The organism is Wolbachia endosymbiont (group A) of Anthophora plumipes, assembly GCF_964028115.1.
In the GTDB taxonomy this organism is placed as follows: domain Bacteria; phylum Pseudomonadota; class Alphaproteobacteria; order Rickettsiales; family Anaplasmataceae; genus Wolbachia.
On record NZ_OZ034756.1, the window covers coordinates 972,318 to 998,199 of the forward strand.

Below are 25,882 nucleotides of genomic sequence, written 5' to 3' on the forward strand. Positions count from 1 at the left end.
TTTTTAATATGTAGACTGTTAGGAAATTGTCTTTTGCTTTTGTGATTTTCATGTTAAAGTATAATTCCTGGGTGAAATAAGTAGCTGCTGTTGTGTGATAAACATAGCAGAGGAAAGTCCGGGCTCCAAGGAAAAATAGTGACGGGTAACGCCCGCCGGAGGCAACTCCAGTTATAGGGCTACAGAAAATTACCGCCTAAAATATTTTAGGTAAGGGTGAAAAGGTGTGGTAAGAGCACACCATGGCAATGGCAACATTGGTAGTCGAGTAACCAACACTAGGAGCAAGATTAAATAGAAGTAGATTTTATGTTTTTCTCATATCTACTCGGGTAAATCGCATGAGGTAAATGGTAACATTTACTCCAGATAAATAGCTACATAAACAGAACTCGGCTTATATTTCACCTAGGCGTCACATGATACGTGCGATATAAGCCATGCTATATTTAAGTGTAGGCATTTCATGCGTTGTCCTTCACTTGTTCTGCTTGATAGCCATCACTACTTTCGCCTACATTAACATTAGAATATTCTTCATCATCAATATACTCTTTCAGAACATACCCTCTGCCCCAAACGGTTTCTATGTGGCTTTTTCCATCATTTGCACTTTCAAGTTTCTTACGTAATTTGCACATAAAAACATCAACTATCTTGTTATCTGAAGGTTCATCCAAGCCATTGTAAAGATGATTTAAGAACATTTCTTTTGTTAGTACTGTTCCTTTACGCAGTGCTAGCAATTCTATCATAGAATACTCTTTATTAGTAAGGTGAACCGTTTTACCTTTCACCTCAACAATCCTGTGATCAAAATTGATATTTATATTACCAATCTTTATCACCGATTCAGGATGGCCTTTAGTACGACGCACTATGGCCTTAATTCGAGCTAATAACTCGCTTTTATGAAATGGCTTGGTTAAGTAATCATCTGCACCATACCCAAGCCCTTTAGCTTTGTGATTGACAGCGGATATACATGAAAGTATTAAGACAGGAACTTTGATTTTTGCACTTCTTAGTCTTAACAATATATCATATCCGTCAATATCACCAGGCAAGTGTATATCTAAAATAACTAGGTCATAGTAATCTCCGTTTGAGGAAACCATATTATTGTTATAATCTTGTGCAGAAGTAACAACGTCACAGAAGTGTCCATCAGAAGTTAAGGCATTAACCACAGTCTTTGCACTTACTTGATCATCTTCGATTAATAATATACGCATATTTTACACCCCATAAATAATTTATAATTTTAGTAATATATATAACTAAGGAAAGTAATAAATCAAATTTTTATTAACAAATGATCAAAATTACACTTATTAATTAATAATAAATATATTGTTTCAAAGTTATATAAATAGATCTAAAATATAATAGATATACCATGGTAGTAATAATATTTTTAGTAAATATTGAATTAAAGTTACTATTATTAAAAGAATACTTCGGTTAATAAATATTTAACTATTCTATATGTCTGTGTTATATTTTTAATTTACTTATCCTACTGTTTTAAAGTATAAGTAATACTTTCAGGAATATTGTGTGGCAATATCAATTTTAGGTGCTGGTGCATGGGGTACAGCAATCGCAATTTCATTAGGTAGTAAGAAAGATGTGATTTTGTGGACTCGCAATGAAACTACATTTGAATCAATCAACGGGAAAAGAGAAAGTGACAAGCTACCCGGTTGTCGAATTTCTGATAATGTGTCAGTAAAATTGGCTATTGAAGACACAATTAATGCTTCAGTAACAATCCTCGCTGTTCCCACTCAATCTCTGAGGGAGGTATGTCAGCAATTGCATAATTGTAATCTGAAAAAAGATGTAGCAATAATTTTAGCTTGTAAGGGAATAGAAAAGTCTACATTAAAATTACCTAGTGAAATAGTAAATGAAGTTTTACCTAACAATCCTATTGCTATTTTTTCAGGCCCTAGTTTTGCTGTAGAAGTTGCAAGAAAATTACCCTATTCAATGGTTCTTGCATGCCGAAATAACATATTGGGTTCAAAGCTAGTATCAGAACTACAGCAAGAAAATGTTAAATTACGCCTTAGTAGCGATGTTATAGGGATACAGGTTTGTGCAGCGTTAAAGAACGTTTTTGCTATAGCGTGTGGGATTGTTCTAGGTAGTAAACTTGGGTTTAATGCTCATGCAGCATTGATTACGAAAAGTGTAAGCGAAATTAAGGCTTTATACTCAGCAAAAGTTGGTAACGGTAATGTGGATATAAATACACTACTTGGACCGGCATGTCTGGGTGACCTAATTATGACATGCACATCCTTGAATTCAAGAAACCTATCTTTTGGGTTTAAAATAGGTAATAGTGACAATGGCTTTAATGTTCAGCAGATTTTGTCAGAAGGCAAGTCAGTGATTGAAGGTTTTAGCACTGCTGAGCCCATATTTAATTTAGCAAGAAAGCTAAAGATAAAAATGCCTATATGTGAAGCGGTCTATAGATTATTGTATGAAAGCGCCTCTATAGAGGATACTATTTCTGTTCTTGTAAATTAGTTTTGTACTTTGGTGTATTGTGAAATTTTTATATAAATTGATATCAACATGGTGGCTGTCTGGCACAGTAAAAAAAATGCCAGGTACCGTAGGCAGCTTAGCTTCTTATCCAATTGTTCCTGTGATACTGAGTGACAGAATTTTAGGTGCAGCAATTATTTTTTTTTTATTTTTGATTGGACTATGGTCTATAGGCAATTATATAAAACACTACAAGACTTCATGTGATCCAAAAGAGGTAGTAATTGACGAAGTAGTTGGTCAATTGCTGACAATACTTTTAGTTTCGATATTGTTAAGCCAAGAGATGAATTGCTCTTCATTGTTGTTGTGCTTTTTTTCTTTTAGGTTTTTTGATATAATAAAAACGTGGCCTATAAATTTGATCGATAAAAATACCAAAGGTCCTTTAGGTGTTATGCTAGATGACATTATAGCTGCAATTTTAGCCTGTGTTCTTATAGGAGCCTTTTATTGTTTATTGTTGATGTATGCAGGATAAAAAAATTTATTATTCAAGCTTAATTGTTCAAAATTTAAAGGATTATATACTGTACACAGCGAATTTATCTGAGTGGGAAGTACACGATGAATTTGATAACGTTACATTTACAATAAATGGTACTAGGGAGTCATTATTTAATTTTGTGTTCTGTGGAGATCAATGTACCGAGCTTTCTATACAAAAAACTCTAGATTATCTCAGAACAAGAGATATAGAAGCAACATGGGTAATAAATTCACATATGAAAATAAGAGATATTTTAGAAAAGTGTGAAATAAAACACGTTAGCACACCAAAAAAAGCTTTACTTAATATGAAAAATTACTTTTTACCTGCTGATGTTATTCCAAACTTGAGGTTAAATGCTGTAAATGGTAGCGACCTCTTAGAACAGTTAGATTTACACACTTCTAAAATTTTTTATCATGGCGTTGGAATTGTCAGCACATTTTTTCGCGGATTATCAAATTATGATGATAAAAACTCAAGATTAAGATTTTTTCTTGTAACACTAAATAGTGAAATTATTGGGACATGCGGTCTTTATGTTCAAGACAGTGTAGCTGGTTTTTATAGTGATGGAGTTTTACCAATTTACAGGAATCGTGGAATAGGTACCCAAATGGTTTTAGAAAGAATAAAGATAGCTAAACAGCTTGAATGCAAATATATAGTAGCACATTGTATGAAACCTTCTGTAAACCTTTATAAGAGATTGGGCTTTCAGATGTTAGGCAATCTTTACTTATATAACTCTTCAGCATAATTCTGAGCGGTTACAAGTTTTTACATCTGTTTTAGAAGTGCTATGTTTTTTTTGTATGAAGTGGTTTTAATATTGATTCTAATATTATTCTTTCTCTCTTATTCTAAATTAAAAATTAGTAATAAGATTAAGAACTTACAACATCGAAATGTTATCATAAATAATTTAATTGATACTGTGAATGATGGGTTTTATATTTGGGATGCAAAAAAGCGTATAGAAAAGTTCTCTCCCAACTTACTAATTTTGCTTAATACTGTTTTTTACTCATTTAATGAGTTTGTGAATTTTTTTGAGCAATCAGACAGTTTAATTAAAAATTTTGCTGAGGCAAAGGAAATAAATAAATCTTTTACTCTAGATTTAAAGTCAAAAGACAGTGAGGTTTATTGCATATGTTATGGTAGAAGCATAATAGATGATTCTAACAATGTGATTGGTGTGCTGTTATGGATAAGGAATGTCTCAGACTGTAAAATAAAAGCTCACGGACTTGAGCTAGAAAATAGTAAGCTTACACAAGAAGTGGAGAGCTATAAAAATGTTTTCAACTCTTTACCATTTCCAATACTAAAATATAACAAGAATAGAAAGGTAGAATTTTATAATTTGTTTTATGATAAATATGTAGATGGCTCTAAGAAATTTGCTATTACCAGTAGCGCTCATAGCACAAAACCAGGAAGGCATGTCGTAACTTACAAGAACGAACCTAAGGTTTTCGATTTTGTTAAAATTCCAATACAAGGTTCTGGTAGCATAGTAATGTATGGGAAAGATGTTAGTGATGCAGAGAAATTATATACTGAATTAAACAGTTATTTAGCTACACAGAAAAATTTGCTTGAGAGGTTGCCGGTTGCTATAGTAATATATAGTAAGAATCAAAAGCTAAAATTTTATAATAATGCTTTCATAAAAACCTTTCAATTTGACCCAAAATTTTTGGCATCTTACCCAACTTATCATGAAGTTATGCTTTACCTCTTCGAATCTAAAAAGCTTTTAGAAAAAGAGGATTTTCAAACTATTAGTAACCAAAGACATGAGTTATTCAAAAAATTATTTGCATCGTATGATGATACGATGCATTTCACGAATGGAAAAGCGTTCAGGGTATTAACAATACCCTACGCTTCGGAAGGTTTGCTGTTCTCTTACGAAGAATGCAAAAGATGATACTTAAACTCCTTCTTTCTCTACCATGAGCTGTTTTACTTTCGCTATTGCTCTTGCTGGATTAAGTCCTTTAGGACAAGTTTTTGTGCAATTCATTATTGTATGACAACGATACAACTTGAATGGGTCATTTAAAACATCAAGTCTTTCACCTGCCTTATTATCACGGCTGTCAGCAATCCATCTGTAGGCTTGTAATAGTATTGCTGGTCCTAAAAATTTATCACTATTCCACCAGTAGCTTGGGCAACCAGTCGAACAGCAAGCACATAATATACAGTCGGACAAGCCATCTAATTTTTTTCTATCTTCAGGAGATTGAGAGTATTCTTTATTTGGTAGGGCAGGCTTATCTGCTTGTAACCAAGGTTTAATTGATTTGTATTGCTCATAAAATTGGCTCAAGTCCGAGACTAGGTCCTTTATCACATACATGTGAGGTAATGGATATATTTTTACATCACCTTTTATATCGTGTATAGATCTAGTACATGCAAGAGTATTGGTTCCGTCAATATTCATGGCACAAGATCCACATATGCCTTCTCTACAAGAACGTCTGAAAGTTAAAGTCGAATCTATTTCATCCTTTATTTTTATTAATGCATCAAGTACCATAGGGCCACAACTATCCATATCAATAAAAAATGTGTCTATTCTAGGGTTTTTCTCGTCATCAGCAGACCAACGGTAAATTTGAAATCTTCTGATGTTTTTTGCTCTAGCAGGAATAGGATAAATTTTGCCCTTTTGATTAATTTTAGAATTCTTTGGCAAAGAAAACTGAACCATATCACTTACCTTTTATTGTTTATAGCTAAAACCCTTTGTAGATAACATATTTTATTATCATCTACTATATTTTTATTAAATTCCTTTTAAATCGCGCACATATTGTAGCCAAGCGAAGCTAAAATTTCTCTTTCTAGATTTTTCATTATAATTTCTTCATCTTTTTTTTGGTGATCATGACCAAGTAAATGCAGTAATCCATGCACTAACATGTGTGCAATGTGAGCAAGAATAGGTATACAATACTCATGCGATTCTCTTTTTATTGTGTCTATTGAAATTGCTATGTCTCCTAAATCGCACTCATTAGACAATTGTTCACACGGAAATGATAGTACGTTAGTTGGCTTATCCATTTCTCTAAATTTTAAATTAAGTTGATGTAGCAAGTCATCATCAGCCAGAGCTATTGATATATTTGGTTTATAGTGGTCTATTTTTAATTCTTTTAGAGAAGCATTGATGACACCTAATACAAAATTTTTAGGATTTTCTATAATGCTGCACCATTTCTTGTCAAGAATATTTACTTCTAACATTCACTCATCCTTATTACTTCATTCCATTCAATTTCCGAAACTGGGGCAATTGATAAACGTGGTTGTTTTAATATAGACATATTTTTCAAAAGTGGGTTTTGTTTTATATTATTTAACGTTACTTGGTTATTTAAAGGTTTCAAAAACTTTACATTCACTAATCCGAACTTGGGATCATTAATATGATAATACTCTTTAAATACTTCAACGATTCCAAGTATTGCTTTCTCTTTACCTGTATGATAAAAAAACGCAAGATCGCTTACTTTCATAATTTTCATGTAATTTTGAGCTTGATAATTGCGCACGCCATCCCACTCAACTACCTGCTCCTTTTCCATTTTTTGCCATGAATATTCACTTGGCTCTGACTTGAGTAGCCAAAGTTGCATTATTTTTTTCTTCTTAAATAAGCCGGTATATCATAAACATTGCTGCCCCATTTAGCTCCTTCGCTTACCTGTTCAGTTGGTTTTGTTTCCAGTGTTTTGTCTTGCGTACTTTCACTGTGACTATAGGGCCACTTAAATTTCTCTTTCTCTGAGTCTTCGCTCTGACTTATAGGTGAAGTTTCTGACTTATTATTGCGACCATCAATGCCAGTTGCAAGAACAGAAACTCTAACTCTTCCCTCCATCGCTTGATCAAAAGTAGCACCAAATATTATATTTGCATTTTCATCTACTTCTTCACGCACTCTATTGGCTGCAGCATCAACTTCAAACAGAGTCATATCTCCGCCACCAGTAATGTTAATTAATATTCCTTGCGCACCTTTCATTGATACATTGTCAAGCAATGGATTGGATATTGCAGCTTCCGCAGCACTAATTGCTCTATCTTCTCCTTCTGCCTCTCCGGTGCCGATCATCGCTTTGCCCATCTCGCTCATTACTGTTTCTATATCAGCGAAGTCAAGATTAATAAGCCCTGGCATGACCATCAAGTCAGTTACTCCTCTGATGCCAATATGCAGAACATTATCAGCAAGTTTAAATGCATCAGAAAATGTAGTTTTTTCATTTGCAATTCTAAATAAATTCTGATTTGGAATGACAATAAGTGTATCCACGTATTTTTGCAGTTCTTCAAGTCCAAGCTCTGCAATGCGCATGCGGCGCACACCTTCAAAACCGAACGGTTTAGTTACAACTCCAACAGTCAATATCTTTTTTTCTTTTGGCGCTCTATCCTTAACTGCAGCTCTTGCTTCTCTGGCTGCTTTTGCAATTACCGGTGCTGCACCTGTTCCAGTACCACCGCCCATTCCTGCTGTGATGAAAAGCATATGACTATCTTTTATATGCTCCATAATTTCATCGATTGATTCTTCTGCTGCACCTTTCCCAACATCAGGCAAAGCACCAGCACCAAGACCCTTAGTTAAATTAATGCCAAGCTGAATTTTTTTATCACATAACGACTTTTCTAGTGCTTGAGCGTCGGTATTTGCGACAACAAAATTCACTCCTTGCAAATTAGATTGGATCATGTTATTCACAGCATTTCCACCAGCACCACCCACTCCCACAACGGTAATCCTTGGGTGTAATATAGGTAACTCCGGCAGACTAAGATCAATAGACATTTAAATTACTCAAATTTAGCGAATTCACTTGATAGTAAGTTACCGCTTTTTTAATAATATGCAAATACTTTTCACTTCTATAGGCGTAAACAGTAAACGGGATTTACTTATTCTTAATATTTATACTAATAAGTGCTATTTTATAATTACTAGATTTTTGGATGATATTACTTCAAAAAAAAATAGAAAATAGAAAATGTTTACAAAAAGGGACAGAAACCTATCCCTTTTTGTTTTGTTGAAGTTATTGTATAGTTTCTCCTTTTCCTTCCCGTGCTTCAACCACAACATCTTTTAATTTTGAGGCAACTTGATATGTTCCATAAAGAACAGCAGCTGCAGCAATTGCCATTATGGCACCTGCAACTATCTGACCAGCAACACCTGTTCTGATAAATCCAGGTAATGAAGCAGCTATTGCTTGATTTGTCCCAACAAAGTAGCTGGCAGTCTTAGCAAGAAACCCAGAAGCTTCTGCTGCACTAACAAAGCCTGCTTTCATATGCATTGCTGTAAAGACAACACTTGCAACTGCAAGCGGAAATAATGCTGTTCTTAACTTATTATTCTTAATATACTGACCAAGCCCACCAGCAGCACCTGTAACTCCCCAGTGTTCATTATCAGGGTTTTTATATCCCTCTAAAATAGCGCGAAAAACACTATCTTCTTGTTCGTAATTATATTTTGTTAATGCCATAACTCTACTCCTTAAATAGAATGTTAAAATTTCATTAAGGGCAGTATATAATGAAACAAATTGTCTGTCAAGTAAACTAATTTTTTAATATATCCTTATTCTGTAATTCAGCGCTTCAGCAATGTGTGCTCTTTTTACTTCTTCACTTTTTGCAAGATCTGCAATGGTTCTTGCAACTTTTAATACGCGTGTGTAGCCTCGATTGGAAATGTAATTTTCTTTCAGTACGTATTTTAGCAATTCTAACCCTGCCTGATCTGGTTCAGTAAATTTATTAAATGCTTCACCGCTTACTTCTGCGTTACAACGAACATTCAATTTACTATAACGCTCAGTTTGAACTTTTCTTGCTGCTATCACTCTTTCTCTTATGATTTTAGTACTTTCTCCCTCCACAGAGATTTCAGGAGAGAGTATGCTAACGTTTGGCATTTCAATGCATATGTCTATTCTATCAAGCAATGGTCCTGATATTTTGTTTTTATAATCTGTGCCACACTTTGGAGCTTTGTTGCACGATCTACTTGCATCCCCCAAGTAACCACATCTGCAGGGGTTCATCGCAGCAATCAGTTGAAAATTTGCAGGGTAGGTTATGTGAGCATTTGCCCTTGCAACGGTAACTTTTCTATCTTCAAGTGGTTGGCGCAGAGAATCAAGCACAAGTCTTGGAAATTCAGGTAGCTCATCAAGGAATAACACGCCATTGTGAGCCATAGTGATTTCTCCAGGTTTTGCATTCTTTCCTCCCCCTATCATTGCTGGCATAGAGCATGAATGATGAGGTTCACGAAAGGGACGAGTTACTTTGAATATTTCATTACCAGTTTTTGTTATGCTGGAAATAATATTAACATCAATCATCTCCTGTTCGGTCAAATCAGGCAGCAATCCTATAAAGCGCTTAGCAAGCATTGATTTTCCAGTACCAGGAGGGCCAACAAGAAGCATATTATGCCCACCTGCTGCTGCAATTTCAGCTGCTCTTTTTGCAACAACTTGGCCTTTGATATCCTTCATATCGGGAACCAATCTTTTTTCTTTGGGTGCATCACTATAATTAAAAATTACTGGCTGAATTAATTGCTCACCCTTAAAGTGTCTGATAATATCAGTTAATTTCTCTATAGCTAGAATTGAAACATTCTTTACCCATGAAGCCTCTACTCCATTTCCCCTTGGGCAAATTACTCCTTTATTTGCCTTTTTTGCATTAATTGCTGTTGGCAGCACTCCTGAAACTGGAATAACTCTGCCATCAAGAGCCAGTTCACCCATGATTATATAAGACTGAACTTTCTCAACTGGTATCACATTCATTACAACAAGTAGTCCAATAGCAATAGCCAAGTCATAATGACTACCTTCTTTCAGCAAATCCGCAGGGGAGAGATTAACTGTAATTCTTTTTGGAGGTAGTAGTAGATTGATTGAATTTAACGCTGCTCTGATGCGCTCTTTGGATTCCGCAACAGTTTTATCCGGCAATCCAACAATATTAAAAGCTGGAATACCATTTGCCATATGAATTTGTGCATTGACATTTACTGTGCTAATTCCCTGAAGCGCAACGGTATTTATATTTGCAATCATAATATATTATATAAAATTGTTAATATAATATATTAAAGAAGTGATGAAGTAAAGGCTACAGCAATTAAAGATGGCTTAACTTAGCAAAAAAGTGCATAGTATCCTATCACTTTGCTGATTATAAAATGTTTATAAGGATAATAACTTTTCTTTTGCTATACTCAAGCACGGCTTTCTGTGGTGATTGTAATTTTAATTTACCATACTGTGGGCTCAGTTGTAATCTGGATCTATCATATAGAAATTTAAGTAATATAAAAAAATTGTTGAATAACGACGATAAGTTTGTTGCGCTTACGTTTGATGATGGGCCTTCCAACAATAGAGTAAACGATATTATTAATGTTCTGGAAAGCTATGAAGCAAAAGCAACGTTTTTTGTGCTTGGTGAACGTATAAATAAAAAAACATATGAGATAGTAAAGAAAATCCATGAAGCAGGTCATGAGTTAGGCAATCACTCTTGGTCGCATAGGAAGTTGACATCACTTTCAAGTGAGGAACAATTGCAAGAATTGGAAAAGACAAATACAGCAATTAAAAATGCAATAAAACAAGATGTAAAATGGTTTCGCCCGCCATATGGATGTCATGACAATAATCTGATTGAAAATACTAATAAATTGGATATGTATTCGATATTATGGACAGTTGATTCGCTAGATTGGCAAGGTGATAAACCAGAAGCTTTAGTTGAAAGAGTTTTAAGTAATGTACATAATGGGGCAGTTATACTGTTTCATGATCACAATAACAGATCAAACACAATTGAAGCTTTACCTCATATTATTAAAATACTAAAAAAATCGGGTTACAAGTTTGTTACCTTAAGTGAGTGGGAGGAAAGGGTTTGTAATACGGTAAAAGCCAGAAGTGTAACAATAAAAGAGGGGGAAAAAGTGCGTTTTGAAGGAATGTTATGTGGACAAAAAACAAAGTCTTTAACCGCAGAGCATTCATATTAGGTGGTATTCAGCTTACCATTTCCGCTATTTTTAGCTATAGGTTATATAATTTACAAATACGAAACAGACAAAAGTACGAAGCACTATCTAATAGTAATAGAATAAGAGTCGCTACTATTATGCCTCAGCGGGGCAAAATTTTAGATAGGAATAGCACTGAACTTGCGGTAAACAAAATTTCGTATGTTGTTCTGTTTGATGGGCAAAAAACTTCTGGTGAGGAGGTCGATTTGCAAACATTATCAGAAGTCGAGTCTAAAATAGCAAGATCGTCAGAAACAAAAGTAACTGCTCTTTATAAACGTTATTACCCGTTTGGTTCAATATGTTCTCATATAATCGGATATACAAAAAGACAGCAAGGCATAAACGAAGTAGGAATCAGCGGTATTGAATATACATATGATCATATATTGAAAGGCAAGTCAGGAAAATCTGAGCAGGAAATAAATTCTAAAAAACGCGTCATAAAAGAATTATCAAGCATACCACAACAAGACGGACAAGATGTACAGCTAACAATTGATATTAATCTGCAAGAGAAAATCGCAAAGGTATTTAAAGATCACCAAGGCTCCGCAGTGGTAATTGATGTAAGTAACGGAGAAATTTTAGCACTATATAATTCACCTTCTTACGATAATAATCTTTTTGCAAGTAGACTATCAAATGAGACTTGGGAAAGCTTGAATGCTCCTTCATTACCACTTGTGAATCGTGCATTGTCGTATCAAATTCCACCTGGTTCAATATTTAAAGTAATAGTTGCGCTTGCGGGTTTAAAAGACGGGATAATAACACCAGAAGAGAAATTCTCGTGTAAGGGCTATATGAAAATAGGTGAGCGGAAATTTCGTTGCCTGAAAAGCAAAGTCCATGGGTATGTATCTTTAAATGAGGCAATGGCATTATCATGCAACACTTACTTTTATAACATAGGAAAAAAAATAAGTGTAGACTCTCTGGTGGAAATGGCCAGAAAATTTGGTATTGGCGGTGGGTCGCTGATTGGAACGTTTAAGGAAGAAGCTCCGGGATTGTTGCCCGATAGAGATTGGCGCGCACGAAAACTATATTCGCAGTGGTATTTAGGTGACACTATCAACTTAGTTATAGGACAAGGGTATTTGCTTACAACACCACTGCAGCTTGCAGTTCTTGCAGCGAGGATTGCAACAGGAAAAGAGGTAATTCCCCACATTGAAATGAGTAATACAGTGCAAAATTTCCCTGACATTGATGTAGATTATGAGCATTTTAGCATAATTCGAAAAGCTATGTTTGACGTGGTGAATTCTAACTATAGAAAAGGGCTAAGCGGCATACAAATTGCCGGCAAAACCGGTACACCAGAGATAAACTCTAAGGGTGAAAGTCATAAGTTATTTATCGCTTATGGTCCCTACCATAACCCGCGCTACGCAATCTCTGTGTTTATAGAACACGGCAAAGCCCCGCGCCAAGATGTTGCTATGGCTAATGAGATATTTCAATATATGCTTGAAAAGTAACTATAAATATTATGGCTATTACTTGTCGTGTATTATCTTAATATAAACATTAATTTAGTCATAAACTATTGACGAATGATGATAATCTAGTTATTATTAAATTATCATTCTACTAGCGGAAGTTACTCTCAAATGTTTGTTCATGTTAGCTATAAATATTAAGGAATTTACCAAACAAAAAAAAGGCAAAAGAAGCCCCGTGGTTATTATCCGCTTTAAAATATTGGCGTTTTTTATGTTTTAAACGCTTGACAAGCGAGATTAAGCTGCTTTTAATTGCAACTAACCTACGCTGCAAATGTTTAAGAAATTTACCAAGCAGAAAAAAAGACAAAGAATCCCCGAGTTAGCTGGTCTTTTACTATCTTTGTCGAGTATTGGCATTTTTTGATGTCTTGTAACGCTTTGTAAGCGCGTTCAGCTTATTTAGATAAAAATCTAGATGTAGATGAAGTTTTGTAAAGACATACAGTATCTATATACTGCAAAAAATTGAACATAAGACGCCGATACATTAAGTAATCCTTACCTTTTAATCTGCAGATTGGCGAAAGCAAATACAATAGCTTCACTGTCATAATAAGGGGGCTGGAGGAGTTTGTCAAGTGGTTTTTTTGTTTCATCCAACGCGCTGCCAAAAGTTTGTTATGCAAGAATGCATAGTATCCTAGCCATTTCTCACAGATTCATTTAAACTTAATCAAGTAGGAGTATTATTAACGCGAAAAGGGTTCAATTAGAGACTTAAGTGATATGGCGCGTGAGGAAGATATAAACCAATTAGTAGAAAATGGATTTGATATTAACTCAAAAGATGCAAGTGGAATCACTCTCTTGCATAAGTTCACAAAAGAAGGTGATTTAGTTGGAGTAAAATCATTGCTAGAGCACGAAGCTGATTTTAATGTCGTAGACAACGAAAATAGAAACCCACTGCATTACGCCATTATGCATGGACACAAGAAAATTGCTAAACTTTTTGTTAATCAGCTGACAATCAATTCCAAGGATAAAAATGGATTCACTCCACTGCACCTTGCTGCACTACAAGATGACACGGAATTAATAGATTTTTTGATAACAAAAGGCGCAAAAATTAATGAAAAAGACGCTAAAGAGGGCTATACTCCTCTTCATATAGCTTCACTATACGGTTCTAAAAAAAGCGTCCAAATTTTAATTGATAGCGGAGCAAATCTCGAATGTGAAGATAACAATTTTCGCACTCCTTTGTTTTTAACTATCTATCAATGCACTGCACATTATGACAGCAGAGCAGAAATTATAGAATATCTGATAAAGAAAGGTGCAAATATAGAAGCCAAAGATGCAGAAAATAACACTACGCTTTTCCTAGCAGCGTATAACAACAAAATGCAAATAGTTAAACTTATTGCAAAAAGACAGCAAGCAAGTAACGATGAAATTAAACTTAAAGAGTTTTTTTGCACAAAAAACAACCATGGTTTTGATGCATTAGATTGCGCTATTGAGCATAATAATAGAAAAATGGTAACATTTCTTGTATCAAAAGGAATAGATGCAAATGATCAAGATTTTAATGGCAACGCCAGGCTGCATAAAGCTAGCCATAATGGTAACACTAAAACAGTTAAGCTCTTATTGAAGCTTAAGGTAAACATTAATGCTGTTACTAAATGTAACAGAACTCCCTTGCTACTGGCAGTTAAAAAAGGCCATACAAAAATTGTGAAAATGTTATTGGAAGTTAGAGCCAATATGAACATTTGTGAGCAACAAGGTTTTGCACCTCTACATCTTGCTGTTCAAAAGGATTTTTTGATATAGCTCAGCTGTTAACAGAAAAAGGTGCAGACCTTAACATTAAGTGTAATAACGGTCATACCGCAATAGATATATTCATTAGCAAGGCTCATAGCAAAAAAAACATCGAAGAAAATTACAAAAAATTTTATAGATTTTTGATGCTTTACCTGAAAGAGCTACATAGTAAACACAAAGCCTGTTGTATACTTTCAACCCTAGCTCTAAGCTTAACAATTATAGGCTTACCATTTATTTTTAAGCCTATTATTAAATATAGAGAAAGAAGTAAAATATATAAAAAAACTAAGGCTATGCTGGAAAACTTACTCTACATTTAAGTACAAGAGGGGCGTACAAAAAAACATATATAGCTATACCGCCACGGCGCTAACGAGTAGCGGAATGACGAGTTACTATACCGCCGCGAACCGTCATACCGTGATTTATTCACGGTATCTCTAGATCCCGCTAACACGTAGCGGGATGACGGTTTTTCAAATCGTCGGTAAATCTAAGTCAGTTTAGCTATAGCCAGTGTAGGTCAAGCTAATATATGACAATTATCTGCTCGATGAAAACGAAATTAAATACATTTTTAATATTTTTATAGAAATCTATTAGTATAGATCTATATGCTGTTCTAATGGCTATTTTTAAATGCTTAATACTCCTCTTCATTATTTCTTGCACACACCTGCCTACTAAGCAACATCTCACTAATATAGGCAACGAAGATCATCATGATATAGGTGAGCACGATTATTCGTTGCAGCAATACAACACCTCTTTGGAGATTAATGAACCGGCAATACCAGAAATTATGCCTTTACCAATAGAGTTTCCCGATCTCACAATCAGTAATCAGCTTATTTCTATTAATGTTAGTGAAGAAGTATCAGTAAAAGATTTGCTGATTGAGATAGGAAAACTTTCTGACGTTAACTTGGATATAGACCCAAAAATATCAGGTAATATTATTTTAAAGCTAAAAGATAAGAATATAAATGAAGTAATTCAGAGTATAGCAAATAGCGCCAAATTGCGTTACTCAACAAGCAATGGTGTAATTAGAATTGAGCAGGACTTGCCATACGCGCAAAATTATTACGCAGACTTCATTAATATTCAACATTCTGCTCAAAGCAGTTTCGTCATTAGTAACAATATTACTAACAGTGATGGAAGTCACACTGATAGGGACTATAACAATGTTATGAAGTCTCAATACAGTAGTGACTTATGGAATTCATTAGAAAAAGGCTTGAATGCAATAATGGATGTTAACGGGGTGGATGATGGCGAATTCCTTTCATCCAACAGAGAAGCTGGTGTTATTATTTTGAATGCTAGAAAAGATATCCATAAAGCTGTTGAAGAATATATTAATAAGGTTAAGAAATTAGCGTCTTCTCAAGTAATGATAGAGGCAAAAATAGTTGAAGTTGTGTTAGATGACAAATATCTTTCTGGTATAAACTTAAATGACTTACGCGATGGAACTAAGTCTATAATAAATCAAGATAACTCCATTATTAACCTAGCAATGAACTTTGGTGCGAGTGATCTAGGAGATTTAGTAAAAAATTTAGACAAATTTGGCGCTTCAACTGTAATTTCAAGCCCTAGAGTACATGCTATAAATAATCAGCAAGCGATGATTTCATTTACCAAAAACCATATTTATTTTACTTCCGATATACAAAAAGATACTAGAAACTCTAATCAGACCTTAATTACCAAGATGAATAGTGTTCCAATAGGTGTTGTGCTAATAATCCACCCAAGCATTAACATTGATACTAGTGAAATATTCATGGATATACATCCAACTTTATCAAGAATTAACGGCTACATTAAAGATCCAGATATAGAGTACGTCGCACAGCAGAGTAAAATGAAATTAAATAGCGACATTCCAATTGTTGAAATCAGAGAAATGAACTCTATGTTAAAAATTAAGAGCGGTGAAATTATGGTAATCGGCGGGCTTATAGAACATAGAGAAGATAAGCAAAGCTTTAAAGCTACATTACATCAGAAGTCAAAAAGGCTAGCGAATAACATTAGAACAGTAGAAACTGTCATTTTTTTAAAAGCAACAATCGTACCAACATTTGGTTTGTTAGATAGAAAAGATAAGAATTTATGTATATATTAAATCACTACTAAAAATTAAATATCAAACCAACTTCAATATTATGAGTGGATATGTCATCTGCAACAGGTATCGGAACGCTAAAGTAACGATAGCCGAGAAAGGTTTTGACTTCTGGGATTATTGAATAGTTAATACCAAGCTTTATTTGATAAGCAAACCAAGGAACATTAAGTGGCATTGAACTTTGGGGTGATCCATTAATTCTTTTTAATCTAAAAACTGTTGGTCCTATACCAAGGCCGATGTATGGAGCAAATTGCGTATCCTGAAAGCTGGGATTATAATATAAGTTTAACAAAAACGCAAATATACTTGCTGATTTATCAAATACCAGAGGAGAATTACTATTTTCAATATTGGCTCTAGAATACATGGCTTCAAAATCAACTCGGCCATTTTCTCCAGCATAGTAACCTAAAGATATGCTGTTAACCCATTGGAAATCAATTTTACCATTAAATTCTTTTATGCTTTTAATTTCATTTGCCACTATATTTTTTATCATAAAACCATAATGACTTTCAACTAAAGTTAGGACTCTCTCCCCTATTGCCTTTATACCCTTTACAAATGTTTCTGAATTATCATGGTATACCTTACCACCGTTAGCACTAACATAAAAATCAAGTTTTTTTGATTTTTCTTTTGTAGGCTGCTCATTATCAGCTTGATCTGCAATACGTGACCACATATTTTTCTGATCAGCTACTTGGAGAATAGAAGGTTGTTCAGTAGGACTACTTTCAAGTTCTTGATATTTTAAATCATTTATTAGTATTTTTTTCTCAGTAACCTCTTCAGAATGCATTACATCTTCATTATTGTCCGTTTCTAGTTTTAAGAGTTGTACTTGCTCAATGTGTGTATTACTAATATAAGTAATAAAAAAATAGACACATGGAATGAAAATCAAAAATAAAGTAATAGATATTTTAGTTATCACAAATGAACCCATAATTATCATTTATAGTATAACTACTATATCATATATTTCTTTAATGTACAAAAATTAAGAAAGAATATTTCCAATTAGATAATTATTTTCCACTCCTTTAACATTAACTTTCACAATACTCTTGGCTTGAGCTTTTGATTCAAGCTTTACTAATGCAAAATTTTCTGTTCTACCGACATTATTTTGCTCAACCAGAACACTTTGTTCAGTGCCTATCAAAGATTGATAAAAGCTACTCATCATTTCTCTATTCATTTCTCTTAAATTTTTTACTCGTTCTTTACGCACATTCTCTGGTACTTGTGGCATTCGTGCAGCAGGTGTATTCTTCCGCTCTGAATATGGAAAAGCATGTAGGTAAACTATATTTGTTTTTTTCAGTAAATCAGCTGTATCCTGAAACATTTCATCAGTTTCTGTTGGAAATCCAGCAATAATATCAGCGCCAAATGCTATATTAGGCCTCAAGCTCTTCATTTTATGACAAAATTCTATTACTTGTTCTCTGTTGTGACGACGCTTCATTCTCTTTAGTATTAAATTATTACCAGATTGTAGACTCAAATGTAAATGAGGCATAAGTCTTGACTCATTAGCTATTAAATCCATTAATTCGTCGTCAACTTCAGCAACATCGATAGAGGAAAGTCTTAGCCTCTTCAACTCTGGTATATCTTTTAAAACTCTCCTAATCATTGAACCAAGTGATGGCTTGGCAAACAAATCTGTACCAAAGTCAGTAATATCAACACCTGTAAACACTACTTCTTGATATCCATTTTCTACAAAGATCCTAATTTGCTCTATAATACTGTTTATTGGCACAGATTGATTATTCCCTCTTGCCTCAGTAATTGAGCAAAATGTGCAGCTATGATTACAACCATTTTGAATTTCAATAAATGCCCTTGATTTATCTTCAAATCCATTAATTAGAACAGGTTCTGATTTGTTTACTTGGTTATCACTGACTAAGATTTTATCGTCATTTAGTAAGTAATTTTCAGCTTTTAGCTTATCTTGATTACCGAGCACTTTACTTACACCAGGAATGCTACTGTAAACTTCTGGATCCAACTGAACAGCACAACCAACTACGATAATTTCTTTACTTGGGTCGTTTTTATAGATCTTACGTATTTTTTGCTTTACTTGGCGTTCTGCTTCGTTTGTCACTGCACAGCTATGTACCACAACAACATTTTTTCTTTCTGCTTTTTTTAATGCTTCTTTGATTAACTCACTCTCGTAAAAATTTAGACGACAACCAAATGTTATCACTTCATTCATGCTAGTATTTTTTAGACCTTACAATTTAAATTATATCACACATCCAAGCAAAGTCTCTTGCATGACCATTGTTTTGGTAGATAAATGCTACGCAAGCAGCAGACACTGGGATGGCTTTGTTGCATAGCAACGTAAGTTTTTTCCAGAGTAAATAATTCTATGCGACTATTTCAAATTTAGGCATACCAATTACGTTGCAAATATCATTTTATAAACCCGACTGTTTGTCTCAAACCTATTCTGAACAGATGGGTTATTATATGTATCAAAATTACCACTTTGTTGCTGTAAATATTGTTGCCACCCTGCATTTTGGCCCAATTTCATACCAATTTTCTATGGCTTCGTTGATATCATGAAAAATATTTCCTCTTTTTTCTAGAAACTTGTTATATTCGTTTTGGTTACTGACTCTCATTTTTTGTGGCATATTTATCCTTAAATCGTCATTTTATAATGAATTTAGTCAGTAATCACTAGTTTTTCTGAACGCTATGCAACAAAGCCACCCCAGTGTCATGCTACTTGAATGACAAGAAAAAACCCACTGGGATAACAAGATTGAGATAGACTAGAAATTAAACGCTACTCCAGCTTCTGCACCAACAGTGCTGTAAAGAACTTTGAGTTCCCCTTTGCCGTCTTTGTCAGTTTTATCAAAGTTAGCACCATAAGAACCGAAATAGCGAGCTCCAGCGTAAAGTTTGACTTCTGGAGTTACATCGTAACTAACACCAGCTCTTGCTTGACCAGCAAAAGCAAATTTACCATTTTGACTACTCACAGCAGCTGCCAAAGGTGTGCTAATATACGCTGCACCAACACCAACACCAACATATGGAGTGATAGGCATATCTTCAATCGCTACATCGTAATAAACGTTAACTAATCCTGAAATTGCTGTTAAGCTTTCTGCAACTGCCCCTGGGACAGCAGTTCCAGTTACGTTAGTATCTTTATTTAGCCATGAATAAATCCCTTCAACATCAACTCTGATATCGTCCATTTTGTAACCAAATGCACCACCACCGGCTATAAAAGAAGCGTTGTACAAATCAGTAGTGTCGGCTGTATCTCCAGTTTTCTTTTTAAGACCTGTAACACCATCAATTTTTGTGAAAAGAGGTAAAATTTCACCGTTGTATTGCAAACGAACGTAGTAGCTAGTTTCTTCATCACTTATTGGACCAACAGGATCTGAAAAAGCAGAGTTTGATAAACTTAGCAACGTTGCTAAAGCGGCTGCTGAAAAAAACTTTTTATAATGCATAATTGTCCTCGTAAAAAAATTAAAATTCCACTTTAGCAGTCTAAGTAACAACTAAAGTTAAGTCAAGTGCTAACTTAATAACACAAAATATTCTACATTTTAACTAATTTTTGGGAAAAGACAAAGATTTTATTAATGAATAAATAGAGTTACACGACTTTTTTACTCTTGATTTTTTGGTATAGCTAACACAGGTAAGATTTACTATCGAAAGACCTCGTCATCCCGCTGCTTGTTAGCGGATGAGATACCGTGACGGTATGACGTAGGACTGCTGTCATTCCGCCACGTGTTAGCGGGATCTAGAGATACCGTGACGGTATGACGTAGGACTTGCTGTCATTCCGCTACGTGTTAGCGGCTGAGATACCGCGAATGAACCGCGGTATGACGTAGGGCTGTGCTAGCTATAGGTGCATTATATGAAGAAGTACTGGCGTTAGAAATATTAAAAAAGAAATACTTACACTAAAAGAAACTTCAGTAGTGAATTCAAAAAGGAAGTTTGAACCCAGGTGGTAAACCCATCATACCTGCAAGATCAGAAGTTGCATTTGCCATATCTTCTTCTGCTTTTTTAACGGCATCATTAAACGCTGCTGTTACTAAATCCTCTACTATATCTTTTTCCTCATTTCTCATAAGTTCTAAGTCTATGTTCACCTTTTTAGCTTTATAGCTACCTATTTTTATGACTTCCACTAATACAGAAACTTTGCCACCACCAGAAATACCTTGAAACTCTTTCCCAACATATTTTTCTTGAGCTTCTGCAAGCTTTTTTTGCATCTCTTGCGCTTGTTTCATTATTTGACTAAAATCCACAACTTACTCCTTATTTTCTATATTAACTACTTTTGCACCTTTAAATGTATCAAGTATATCCTTAACTGCAGGTGCATAATTTAAATTACTCACTTCCCTATTTATATAACCCGTATCAACTGTAATAACCCACTCCTGCTGAGTCACCTGGTTTAAGTAATTTTTTAAATCATTGCAAAAATTACTATCCAACTTAGATACAGCTTTTAATTTTAAATATCCAGGTTTACAATCTATTAATTGTAGATTATTACACAGTTGTTTGTAAAGATAAATTTGGTTACTCCGCCTTAATAGTTGCAAAACTTTGTCAAAATCATAATTTTGTTGCTGTTCATTTCCTATACTATGCGTATTTCCCTGCTGTGCATTCTGCGAAAGAATTTTTTTGACCACTTGTTCCGGAGAAGGCAGATCAGAAAGATAACAGAGGCTAATTAACATCATTTCAGCAGCAACATCGTTGCATGTTGAAGTTTTTATATCTTGAATACCTTTAAGCAACACCTTCCACAATCTCGAAAAAAATATTAAAGACTTCTTTATACTTAAATCTTTTATCCTGTTCTTTTCATACTCTGTAACTGCATTATCAATTTCTTTTGTAATCAAAAAACGGCATACTAACTGAATTGTTTGCAATAGACCTTCAAAAATACTAAGTGGGTTTGCTGTTTTTATCGCCTTGTCAAACACTGATAGAGCTTTCTGTAAATCACCTTCTAATATTGCTCCTAATAGATCGAATATAATATCTTTATCCACTAGGCCAAGTATGTCTATCACATTTTTAGTGGATATTGCACCATCTTTGCTATATAGCACTGCTTGATTCATCAAAAACAAGGCGTTACGCATTGAATTTCCAGAATGTCGTGCAATTAACTCTAATGCCCCCTTTTCAATGGAATAACTCTCTTTTTGTGCAACATCATTTAAACGTTCTACTATTTTAGCTACAGGAATGTTGTGTAAATCAAATCTTTGACAACGTGCAATAATAGTTATTGGTATCTTTTTTATTTCTGTAGTTGCTAAAATGAATTTTACACTAGAGGGTGGCTCTTCTAGGGTTTTAAGTAATGCGTTAAATGCACTGCTGGATAACATGTGTACTTCATCTATAATGTAGACTTTGAATTTAGAGCTTATAGGTGAATAGCAAATATCTCCCAGGATTACTTTAACATCGTCAATGCTAGTGTGACTTGCTGCATCGATTTCAATTACATCTGGATGGCTTGAATTTTTTATTGCTAGACAATTTTCACATGATCCGCAAGGTTCAAAAATTGGCCCCAGGGAACAATTCAAACATAAAGCTATTATCCTTGCAGTGGTGGTTTTACCAACTCCACTACTACCAGAGAGCAGTATAGACTGTGGGATTTTGTTTAAAATAAAAGCATTTTCTAATACACGCACTAATATATCTTGACCTACTAGATCTTTGAAGCTACTAGGACGATGTTTTAATGCTATATTCATAGCCTCGGATAAAACAAATAATGAAATAGGTATGCAACCCAAAAAGGTTCTGATATGGCTGCTTCATTTCTGATCTGACCAAATTACAGAGTTTTTGCCTGCATACCTTATAAAATATTATACTTTTTTTTTTATTTAACAAGGTATATCCTATATTAACCTTAATAATTTATATGTTAGATCTCTTGCAACATTACTTTGGATTAAACAACTGTTACCTAAAATACTCTTCTCTTGTCATCCCAACTTGGATCCAGAGAAAAAAGATGTGGATTTCAGTGTCACACACTGGAATAACAACCTATAGGTACTGGGATAACAAAAGAGGAATATTATGATTTTATATCATTTTCCTCTTTGTCCATTTTCACGAAAAGTTAGAACTTTTCTAAAAGAAAAAAAATTAGGCTGCGATCTAGTGTATGAAAATCCGTGGGAAAAACGGAATGAATTTATGGAGATCAATCCAACTGGGCAAGTACCAGTATTAATAGATAATAACTTTGTAATAGCGGATAGTAATGCCATTTGTGAATATATAGAAGAGACTTACAATAGCGACGTCAAATTACTTGGTTCATCCACTATTATTAAGTCTAAAATACGCGCTCTAATCAATTGGTTCGACAACAAATTTTACAATGAAGTTACTAAGTATATTATGAATGAAAAAGTAATTACTAACCGCAGCCCTGACTCTAGATTTCTTCATGCAGCTCAGCATAACCTGCCTTGCCATATGGAATACATCGAACACTTAATTAACAAGAACGTTTGGCTTGCAGCTGATAAGTTCACTTTGGCTGATATTGCTTTAGCATCGCATATTTCCGTAATGGATTATGTAAGTAGTTTTCCATGGGAAAAAAGTAAAATTTTAAAAGAATGGTACTCCATTGTTAAATCAAAGCCTTGTTTTCGTGAGATATTATTAGAGAGAGTTTCCGGTTTAACCCCTCCTAAACATTACGCTGACCTTGATTTTTAACTTATGTTAGCTTTAAAGCTACAGTCATTCCTTCATCAGTTGGAATCAATATAGAGAAATATTTCTTTTCATCTGATAATCTATTATTAAACTCCCTCATAGCATGCCATGATTTTTCTGATACTTCTTTTGGAGGCGATTCTAAAAATACTGTATTAAATAATAGAGTGTTATCTGCAACGATTAGCCCATCTTGTTTAATGTATGACTCTGCCCAATCTAAATACTTAGGATAACTACTTTTGTCAGCATCGATGAATATCATGTCAAATGGTGCCTTTGCTGATAATTCATTAATTTTTTCCAGTGCATCACCTTCTATTAGAGTAATTTTATCACTTAGATTAAAAGCACTAAAATTTTTTTTTGCTATTCTTGAGTGTTGAGGATTATTTTCTATTGTATATATATGACCGTCTTTCAGTAGAGCTTTTGCCATGCAAATCGACGAATAACCGTATAACGTGCCAATCTCAACAATACTTTTGATTTTATGGATTTTTATAAATAAACTTAATAGCTTTCCTTCTTCAGGGCCAATCTGAATATGTTGCTTTTTTTCAAGAATACAATATTCTTCTATTTTTTTATATTCTTTTGCAAATAGATTTCTTATATATGATAATTTTATACTAAAATTATTACGCATTACGTTTTATATTATAAATTAGGGAAGCTTAATTCATACACAGTTTATAAATATAATAATATAGTTTAAAATAATAAAAACATTTATTTTAAGTTATTATTTCATAGTATAAAATTTTAAGTGACAAAAATTATTATATATCGTACTATGGTTAACTAGTATAATAAACAATCGATTATTATACTAGAATTAAAGGGATTGTTTATGCGCATTTCTCTTTTTAAAATATAATTTTTATAATCAATTAGAGGGGGTTATATGTCTTATACTATTGCTAGTGAAGTTGAAACGTTAAACAAAAAATCTAACAAGAATGAAGGGGTTATGTTACTACATAATCCAGCTTATCGTGAAAAGTATAAAGAACGTTTTAATGAAGCTCAGAGAAAAGTTATGGATATGGTTCAGTTTTATGATGGGACAATAGTATTAATAGAGAATAAAATCGCTATGTATTACTACACTTGGCACAGTAAAAAAAGAGAGTTTGAGCGTAAAAAACAACAAACAGTAGTGAAAAACAATGACTCAGCATAGAGTCTTTTATATGGTAAGCTACAGTGGTATTACTTCACTATAGCTTTTCCATATAATTTATCTACCACATCAGTAAGATATTTCAGCTCTTTATACCCTTCATGTTTAACTTTATTATGCTCTATATATGACTTACCATCATCGTTAAGCTTGATGAAAAATATTGGAGTGGCTGTGATAGCAAGTTTATTGATTGCCAGTGATTTATCATTTACGATTTTATCCATAATTTTCTTATCATTAATGCATTGGTTAAATGCATCTTGCTTTAAGTTGCTTAGTGCAGCAATTCTTTGTAGTAAAGTCAAATCACTTAAATTGTAGTAATTCCACGAATCTATTGAGTTAAAAACAGCTTTGTTAAAATTAAAGTAGTCTTCTTGTTTTTCGTAGCAATGACTTAGCATTGCAGCCTTTAGCCCTCTGTAATCCAAAGGAAAATGACGAAATATATATAACATCTTACCTGTGTCTATATATTTCTCTTTAATTTTAGGAAAAACATTCTTATGAAAAAGAGAGCAGTGATAGCAAGTTAATGAAGCATATTCTATCATTAGAATTGGTGCTTTTGGATCTCCTAATAATTTATCATCAGGTAATAGTGATAGTAACTCCTTTGATGTTATTTCATTAGTTTCTTTTTGAATATGTTGGTTACTGGATTTAACAACTGCATAAGAATTAACACTCATAAGAATTAGTAAAAACAATAGTCTGAAAATCATTACAATACAAACACTTAACTTACTAAAAAAATTACATATTTATATTAATAATGTCAAGATAACTTTTGTTTAGCAAGGCTTTCAGCCCTATCTTTAAATGCAGCAATTATTTTACTCTGTGTATATTTATATACTGAGTTTAATAAAGTGGAAAATGAGTTGGACTTAAACTTAAACTCTATATAAAACTTTACCATAGTTTTATTTTCATCTATGGGAATGAATTGCCATTCATTGTATAGATGTTTAAATATTCCATTTGATGATACAGCTTTTATCCAACCTTCATTTGTTCCACTTGGAGAAAGAAAGGTTACTTCTGATGTGTACTTTCCTTTAATTCCATGAAAAACTGCGAGAAGATCCACAACCATTTGGTTGTCAATTTTTTCTTTTATATAAACGGCTTTGCACCAAGGAACAAAATCAGGATACCTTTCAACATCAATTACAATTTGGAATACTTCATTAGGCAAACATAGGAAGGTACCTTGTTCTCTGCATTGATGAAGCATAAATTTAGT

Annotated in this window: 27 protein-coding genes and 2 other RNA genes; 12 read left to right on the top strand and 17 right to left on the bottom strand. The window is 33.8% G+C overall.

Features of this window, described 5'->3' with window-relative positions:
- The first annotated feature begins 67 nt into the window (after positions 1-67).
- Positions 68-416: RNase P RNA component class A (rnpB, locus tag ABWU75_RS04840), an RNA gene on the top strand.
- A 48-nt stretch (positions 417-464) separates the two neighbouring features.
- Here rnpB and ABWU75_RS04845 read toward each other — a convergent pair.
- Entirely contained in the window at positions 465-1,235 is a 771-nt protein-coding gene (locus tag ABWU75_RS04845; protein WP_096616586.1) for a response regulator transcription factor, read from the bottom strand.
- A 325-nt stretch (positions 1,236-1,560) separates the two neighbouring features.
- Here ABWU75_RS04845 and ABWU75_RS04850 point away from each other — a divergent pair, with 325 nt between their 5' ends.
- From ABWU75_RS04850 to ABWU75_RS04865, 4 genes are read left to right on the top strand one after another with little or no spacing between them, the layout of a single operon-like run.
- Positions 1,561-2,544, top strand: coding sequence for an NAD(P)H-dependent glycerol-3-phosphate dehydrogenase (locus ABWU75_RS04850; protein WP_096616583.1), 984 nt, complete (start codon positions 1,561-1,563; stop codon positions 2,542-2,544).
- A 19-nt stretch (positions 2,545-2,563) separates the two neighbouring features.
- Positions 2,564-3,046 carry a phosphatidylglycerophosphatase A gene (locus tag ABWU75_RS04855; RefSeq protein ID WP_264731620.1) on the top strand — a complete coding sequence of 161 codons (483 nt, stop codon included), beginning with the start codon at positions 2,564-2,566 and terminating at the stop codon, positions 3,044-3,046.
- Positions 3,036-3,815: a GNAT family N-acetyltransferase gene (locus tag ABWU75_RS04860; protein WP_253309312.1), complete on the top strand. Its 780-nt coding sequence runs from the start codon at positions 3,036-3,038 to the stop codon at positions 3,813-3,815. The genes ABWU75_RS04855 and ABWU75_RS04860 overlap by 11 nt, the downstream gene beginning before the upstream one ends.
- A gap of 42 nt (positions 3,816-3,857) precedes the next feature.
- A complete protein-coding gene (locus ABWU75_RS04865) occupies positions 3,858-4,994 on the top strand; it encodes a hypothetical protein (protein WP_264731617.1) in 1,137 nt (378 codons plus the stop codon).
- Between the two features lie 3 nt (positions 4,995-4,997).
- Here ABWU75_RS04865 and ABWU75_RS04870 read toward each other — a convergent pair whose 3' ends face one another.
- From ABWU75_RS04870 to ABWU75_RS04895, 6 genes are all read right to left on the bottom strand, one after another.
- Positions 4,998-5,786, bottom strand: coding sequence for a succinate dehydrogenase iron-sulfur subunit (locus ABWU75_RS04870; RefSeq protein WP_353286732.1), 789 nt, complete (start codon positions 5,784-5,786; stop codon positions 4,998-5,000).
- 86 nt (positions 5,787-5,872) lie between these two features.
- The gene (ybeY, locus tag ABWU75_RS04875) at positions 5,873-6,325 is read right to left on the bottom strand and encodes an rRNA maturation RNase YbeY (protein WP_253309310.1); all 453 of its coding nucleotides are present in this window, start codon (positions 6,323-6,325) and stop codon (positions 5,873-5,875) included.
- On the bottom strand, positions 6,319-6,717 hold the full coding sequence (locus tag ABWU75_RS04880) for an EVE domain-containing protein (protein ID WP_253309309.1): 399 nt from the start codon (positions 6,715-6,717) through the stop codon (positions 6,319-6,321). The genes ybeY and ABWU75_RS04880 overlap by 7 nt, the downstream gene beginning before the upstream one ends.
- Positions 6,717-7,913: a cell division protein FtsZ gene (gene ftsZ / locus ABWU75_RS04885; protein ID WP_253309308.1), complete on the bottom strand. Its 1,197-nt coding sequence runs from the start codon at positions 7,911-7,913 to the stop codon at positions 6,717-6,719. Before ftsZ ends, ABWU75_RS04880 begins: the two co-directional genes overlap by 1 nt.
- Positions 7,914-8,157: 244 nt before the next feature.
- Positions 8,158-8,613 carry a hypothetical protein gene (locus ABWU75_RS04890; protein WP_353286733.1) on the bottom strand — a complete coding sequence of 152 codons (456 nt, stop codon included), beginning with the start codon at positions 8,611-8,613 and terminating at the stop codon, positions 8,158-8,160.
- An 84-nt stretch (positions 8,614-8,697) separates the two neighbouring features.
- Positions 8,698-10,206 (bottom strand): YifB family Mg chelatase-like AAA ATPase, encoded by a 1,509-nt coding sequence (locus ABWU75_RS04895; RefSeq protein ID WP_264731608.1) that lies wholly within the window; start codon positions 10,204-10,206, stop codon positions 8,698-8,700.
- Between the two features lie 125 nt (positions 10,207-10,331).
- On the opposite strand from ABWU75_RS04895, the gene ABWU75_RS04900 reads away from it, so the two are divergent.
- The 4 genes from ABWU75_RS04900 (at position 10,332) to ABWU75_RS04915 (ending at position 16,628) form a co-directional block, all read left to right on the top strand.
- Entirely contained in the window at positions 10,332-11,171 is an 840-nt protein-coding gene (locus tag ABWU75_RS04900) for a polysaccharide deacetylase family protein (protein WP_319803083.1), read from the top strand.
- Positions 11,126-12,682: a penicillin-binding transpeptidase domain-containing protein gene (locus tag ABWU75_RS04905; protein WP_353286734.1), complete on the top strand. Its 1,557-nt coding sequence runs from the start codon at positions 11,126-11,128 to the stop codon at positions 12,680-12,682. The genes ABWU75_RS04900 and ABWU75_RS04905 overlap by 46 nt, the downstream gene beginning before the upstream one ends.
- A gap of 753 nt (positions 12,683-13,435) precedes the next feature.
- On the top strand, positions 13,436-14,491 hold the full coding sequence (locus ABWU75_RS04910; protein ID WP_353286735.1) for an ankyrin repeat domain-containing protein: 1,056 nt from the start codon (positions 13,436-13,438) through the stop codon (positions 14,489-14,491).
- A gap of 622 nt (positions 14,492-15,113) precedes the next feature.
- Positions 15,114-16,628: a type II secretion system protein GspD gene (locus ABWU75_RS04915; RefSeq protein ID WP_353286736.1), complete on the top strand. Its 1,515-nt coding sequence runs from the start codon at positions 15,114-15,116 to the stop codon at positions 16,626-16,628.
- 7 nt (positions 16,629-16,635) lie between these two features.
- Here the strand turns inward: ABWU75_RS04915 and ABWU75_RS04920 are convergent, their stop codons facing one another.
- The 7 genes from ABWU75_RS04920 to ffs form a co-directional block, all read right to left on the bottom strand.
- Positions 16,636-17,571, bottom strand: a complete 936-nt coding sequence (locus ABWU75_RS04920) for an outer membrane protein (RefSeq protein ID WP_253309242.1) — start codon at positions 17,569-17,571, stop codon at positions 16,636-16,638.
- A 66-nt stretch (positions 17,572-17,637) separates the two neighbouring features.
- On the bottom strand, positions 17,638-18,873 hold the full coding sequence (gene mtaB / locus ABWU75_RS04925) for a tRNA (N(6)-L-threonylcarbamoyladenosine(37)-C(2))-methylthiotransferase MtaB (RefSeq protein ID WP_353286737.1): 1,236 nt from the start codon (positions 18,871-18,873) through the stop codon (positions 17,638-17,640).
- A 271-nt stretch (positions 18,874-19,144) separates the two neighbouring features.
- Complete coding sequence (locus tag ABWU75_RS04930) at positions 19,145-19,303, bottom strand: hypothetical protein (RefSeq protein ID WP_253309240.1); 159 nt, start codon at positions 19,301-19,303, stop codon at positions 19,145-19,147.
- A 141-nt stretch (positions 19,304-19,444) separates the two neighbouring features.
- Positions 19,445-20,143: a P44/Msp2 family outer membrane protein gene (locus ABWU75_RS04935; RefSeq protein WP_353286738.1), complete on the bottom strand. Its 699-nt coding sequence runs from the start codon at positions 20,141-20,143 to the stop codon at positions 19,445-19,447.
- A 492-nt stretch (positions 20,144-20,635) separates the two neighbouring features.
- On the bottom strand, positions 20,636-20,950 hold the full coding sequence (locus ABWU75_RS04940; protein WP_064125278.1) for a YbaB/EbfC family nucleoid-associated protein: 315 nt from the start codon (positions 20,948-20,950) through the stop codon (positions 20,636-20,638).
- A gap of 21 nt (positions 20,951-20,971) precedes the next feature.
- Positions 20,972-22,456: a DNA polymerase III subunit gamma/tau gene (gene dnaX / locus ABWU75_RS04945; RefSeq protein ID WP_265016627.1), complete on the bottom strand. Its 1,485-nt coding sequence runs from the start codon at positions 22,454-22,456 to the stop codon at positions 20,972-20,974.
- A gap of 21 nt (positions 22,457-22,477) precedes the next feature.
- Positions 22,478-22,567, bottom strand: an RNA gene (ffs, locus tag ABWU75_RS04950) — signal recognition particle sRNA small type.
- 62 nt (positions 22,568-22,629) lie between these two features.
- Here ffs and ABWU75_RS04955 point away from each other — a divergent pair.
- Together ABWU75_RS04955 and ABWU75_RS04960 are read left to right on the top strand one after the other, a co-directional pair.
- Positions 22,630-22,794: a hypothetical protein gene (locus ABWU75_RS04955; RefSeq protein ID WP_353286739.1), complete on the top strand. Its 165-nt coding sequence runs from the start codon at positions 22,630-22,632 to the stop codon at positions 22,792-22,794.
- Positions 22,791-23,444 carry a glutathione S-transferase family protein gene (locus ABWU75_RS04960; protein ID WP_353286740.1) on the top strand — a complete coding sequence of 218 codons (654 nt, stop codon included), beginning with the start codon at positions 22,791-22,793 and terminating at the stop codon, positions 23,442-23,444. The genes ABWU75_RS04955 and ABWU75_RS04960 overlap by 4 nt, the downstream gene beginning before the upstream one ends.
- 1 nt (position 23,445) lies before the next feature.
- Here the strand turns inward: ABWU75_RS04960 and ABWU75_RS04965 are convergent, their stop codons facing one another.
- Entirely contained in the window at positions 23,446-24,093 is a 648-nt protein-coding gene (locus ABWU75_RS04965) for an O-methyltransferase (RefSeq protein ID WP_253309236.1), read from the bottom strand.
- Between the two features lie 258 nt (positions 24,094-24,351).
- Between ABWU75_RS04965 and ABWU75_RS04970 the strand changes: the two genes are divergently transcribed.
- Entirely contained in the window at positions 24,352-24,630 is a 279-nt protein-coding gene (locus tag ABWU75_RS04970; protein ID WP_253309235.1) for a DUF2671 domain-containing protein, read from the top strand.
- Positions 24,631-24,659: 29 nt separating this feature from the next.
- Here the strand turns inward: ABWU75_RS04970 and ABWU75_RS04975 are convergent, their stop codons facing one another.
- Complete coding sequence (locus ABWU75_RS04975) at positions 24,660-25,358, bottom strand: DsbA family protein (protein WP_353286741.1); 699 nt, start codon at positions 25,356-25,358, stop codon at positions 24,660-24,662.
- 53 nt (positions 25,359-25,411) lie between these two features.
- A complete protein-coding gene (locus ABWU75_RS04980; protein WP_353286742.1) occupies positions 25,412-25,873 on the bottom strand; it encodes a type II toxin-antitoxin system RatA family toxin in 462 nt (153 codons plus the stop codon).
- Between the last annotated feature and the right edge of the window lie 9 nt (positions 25,874-25,882).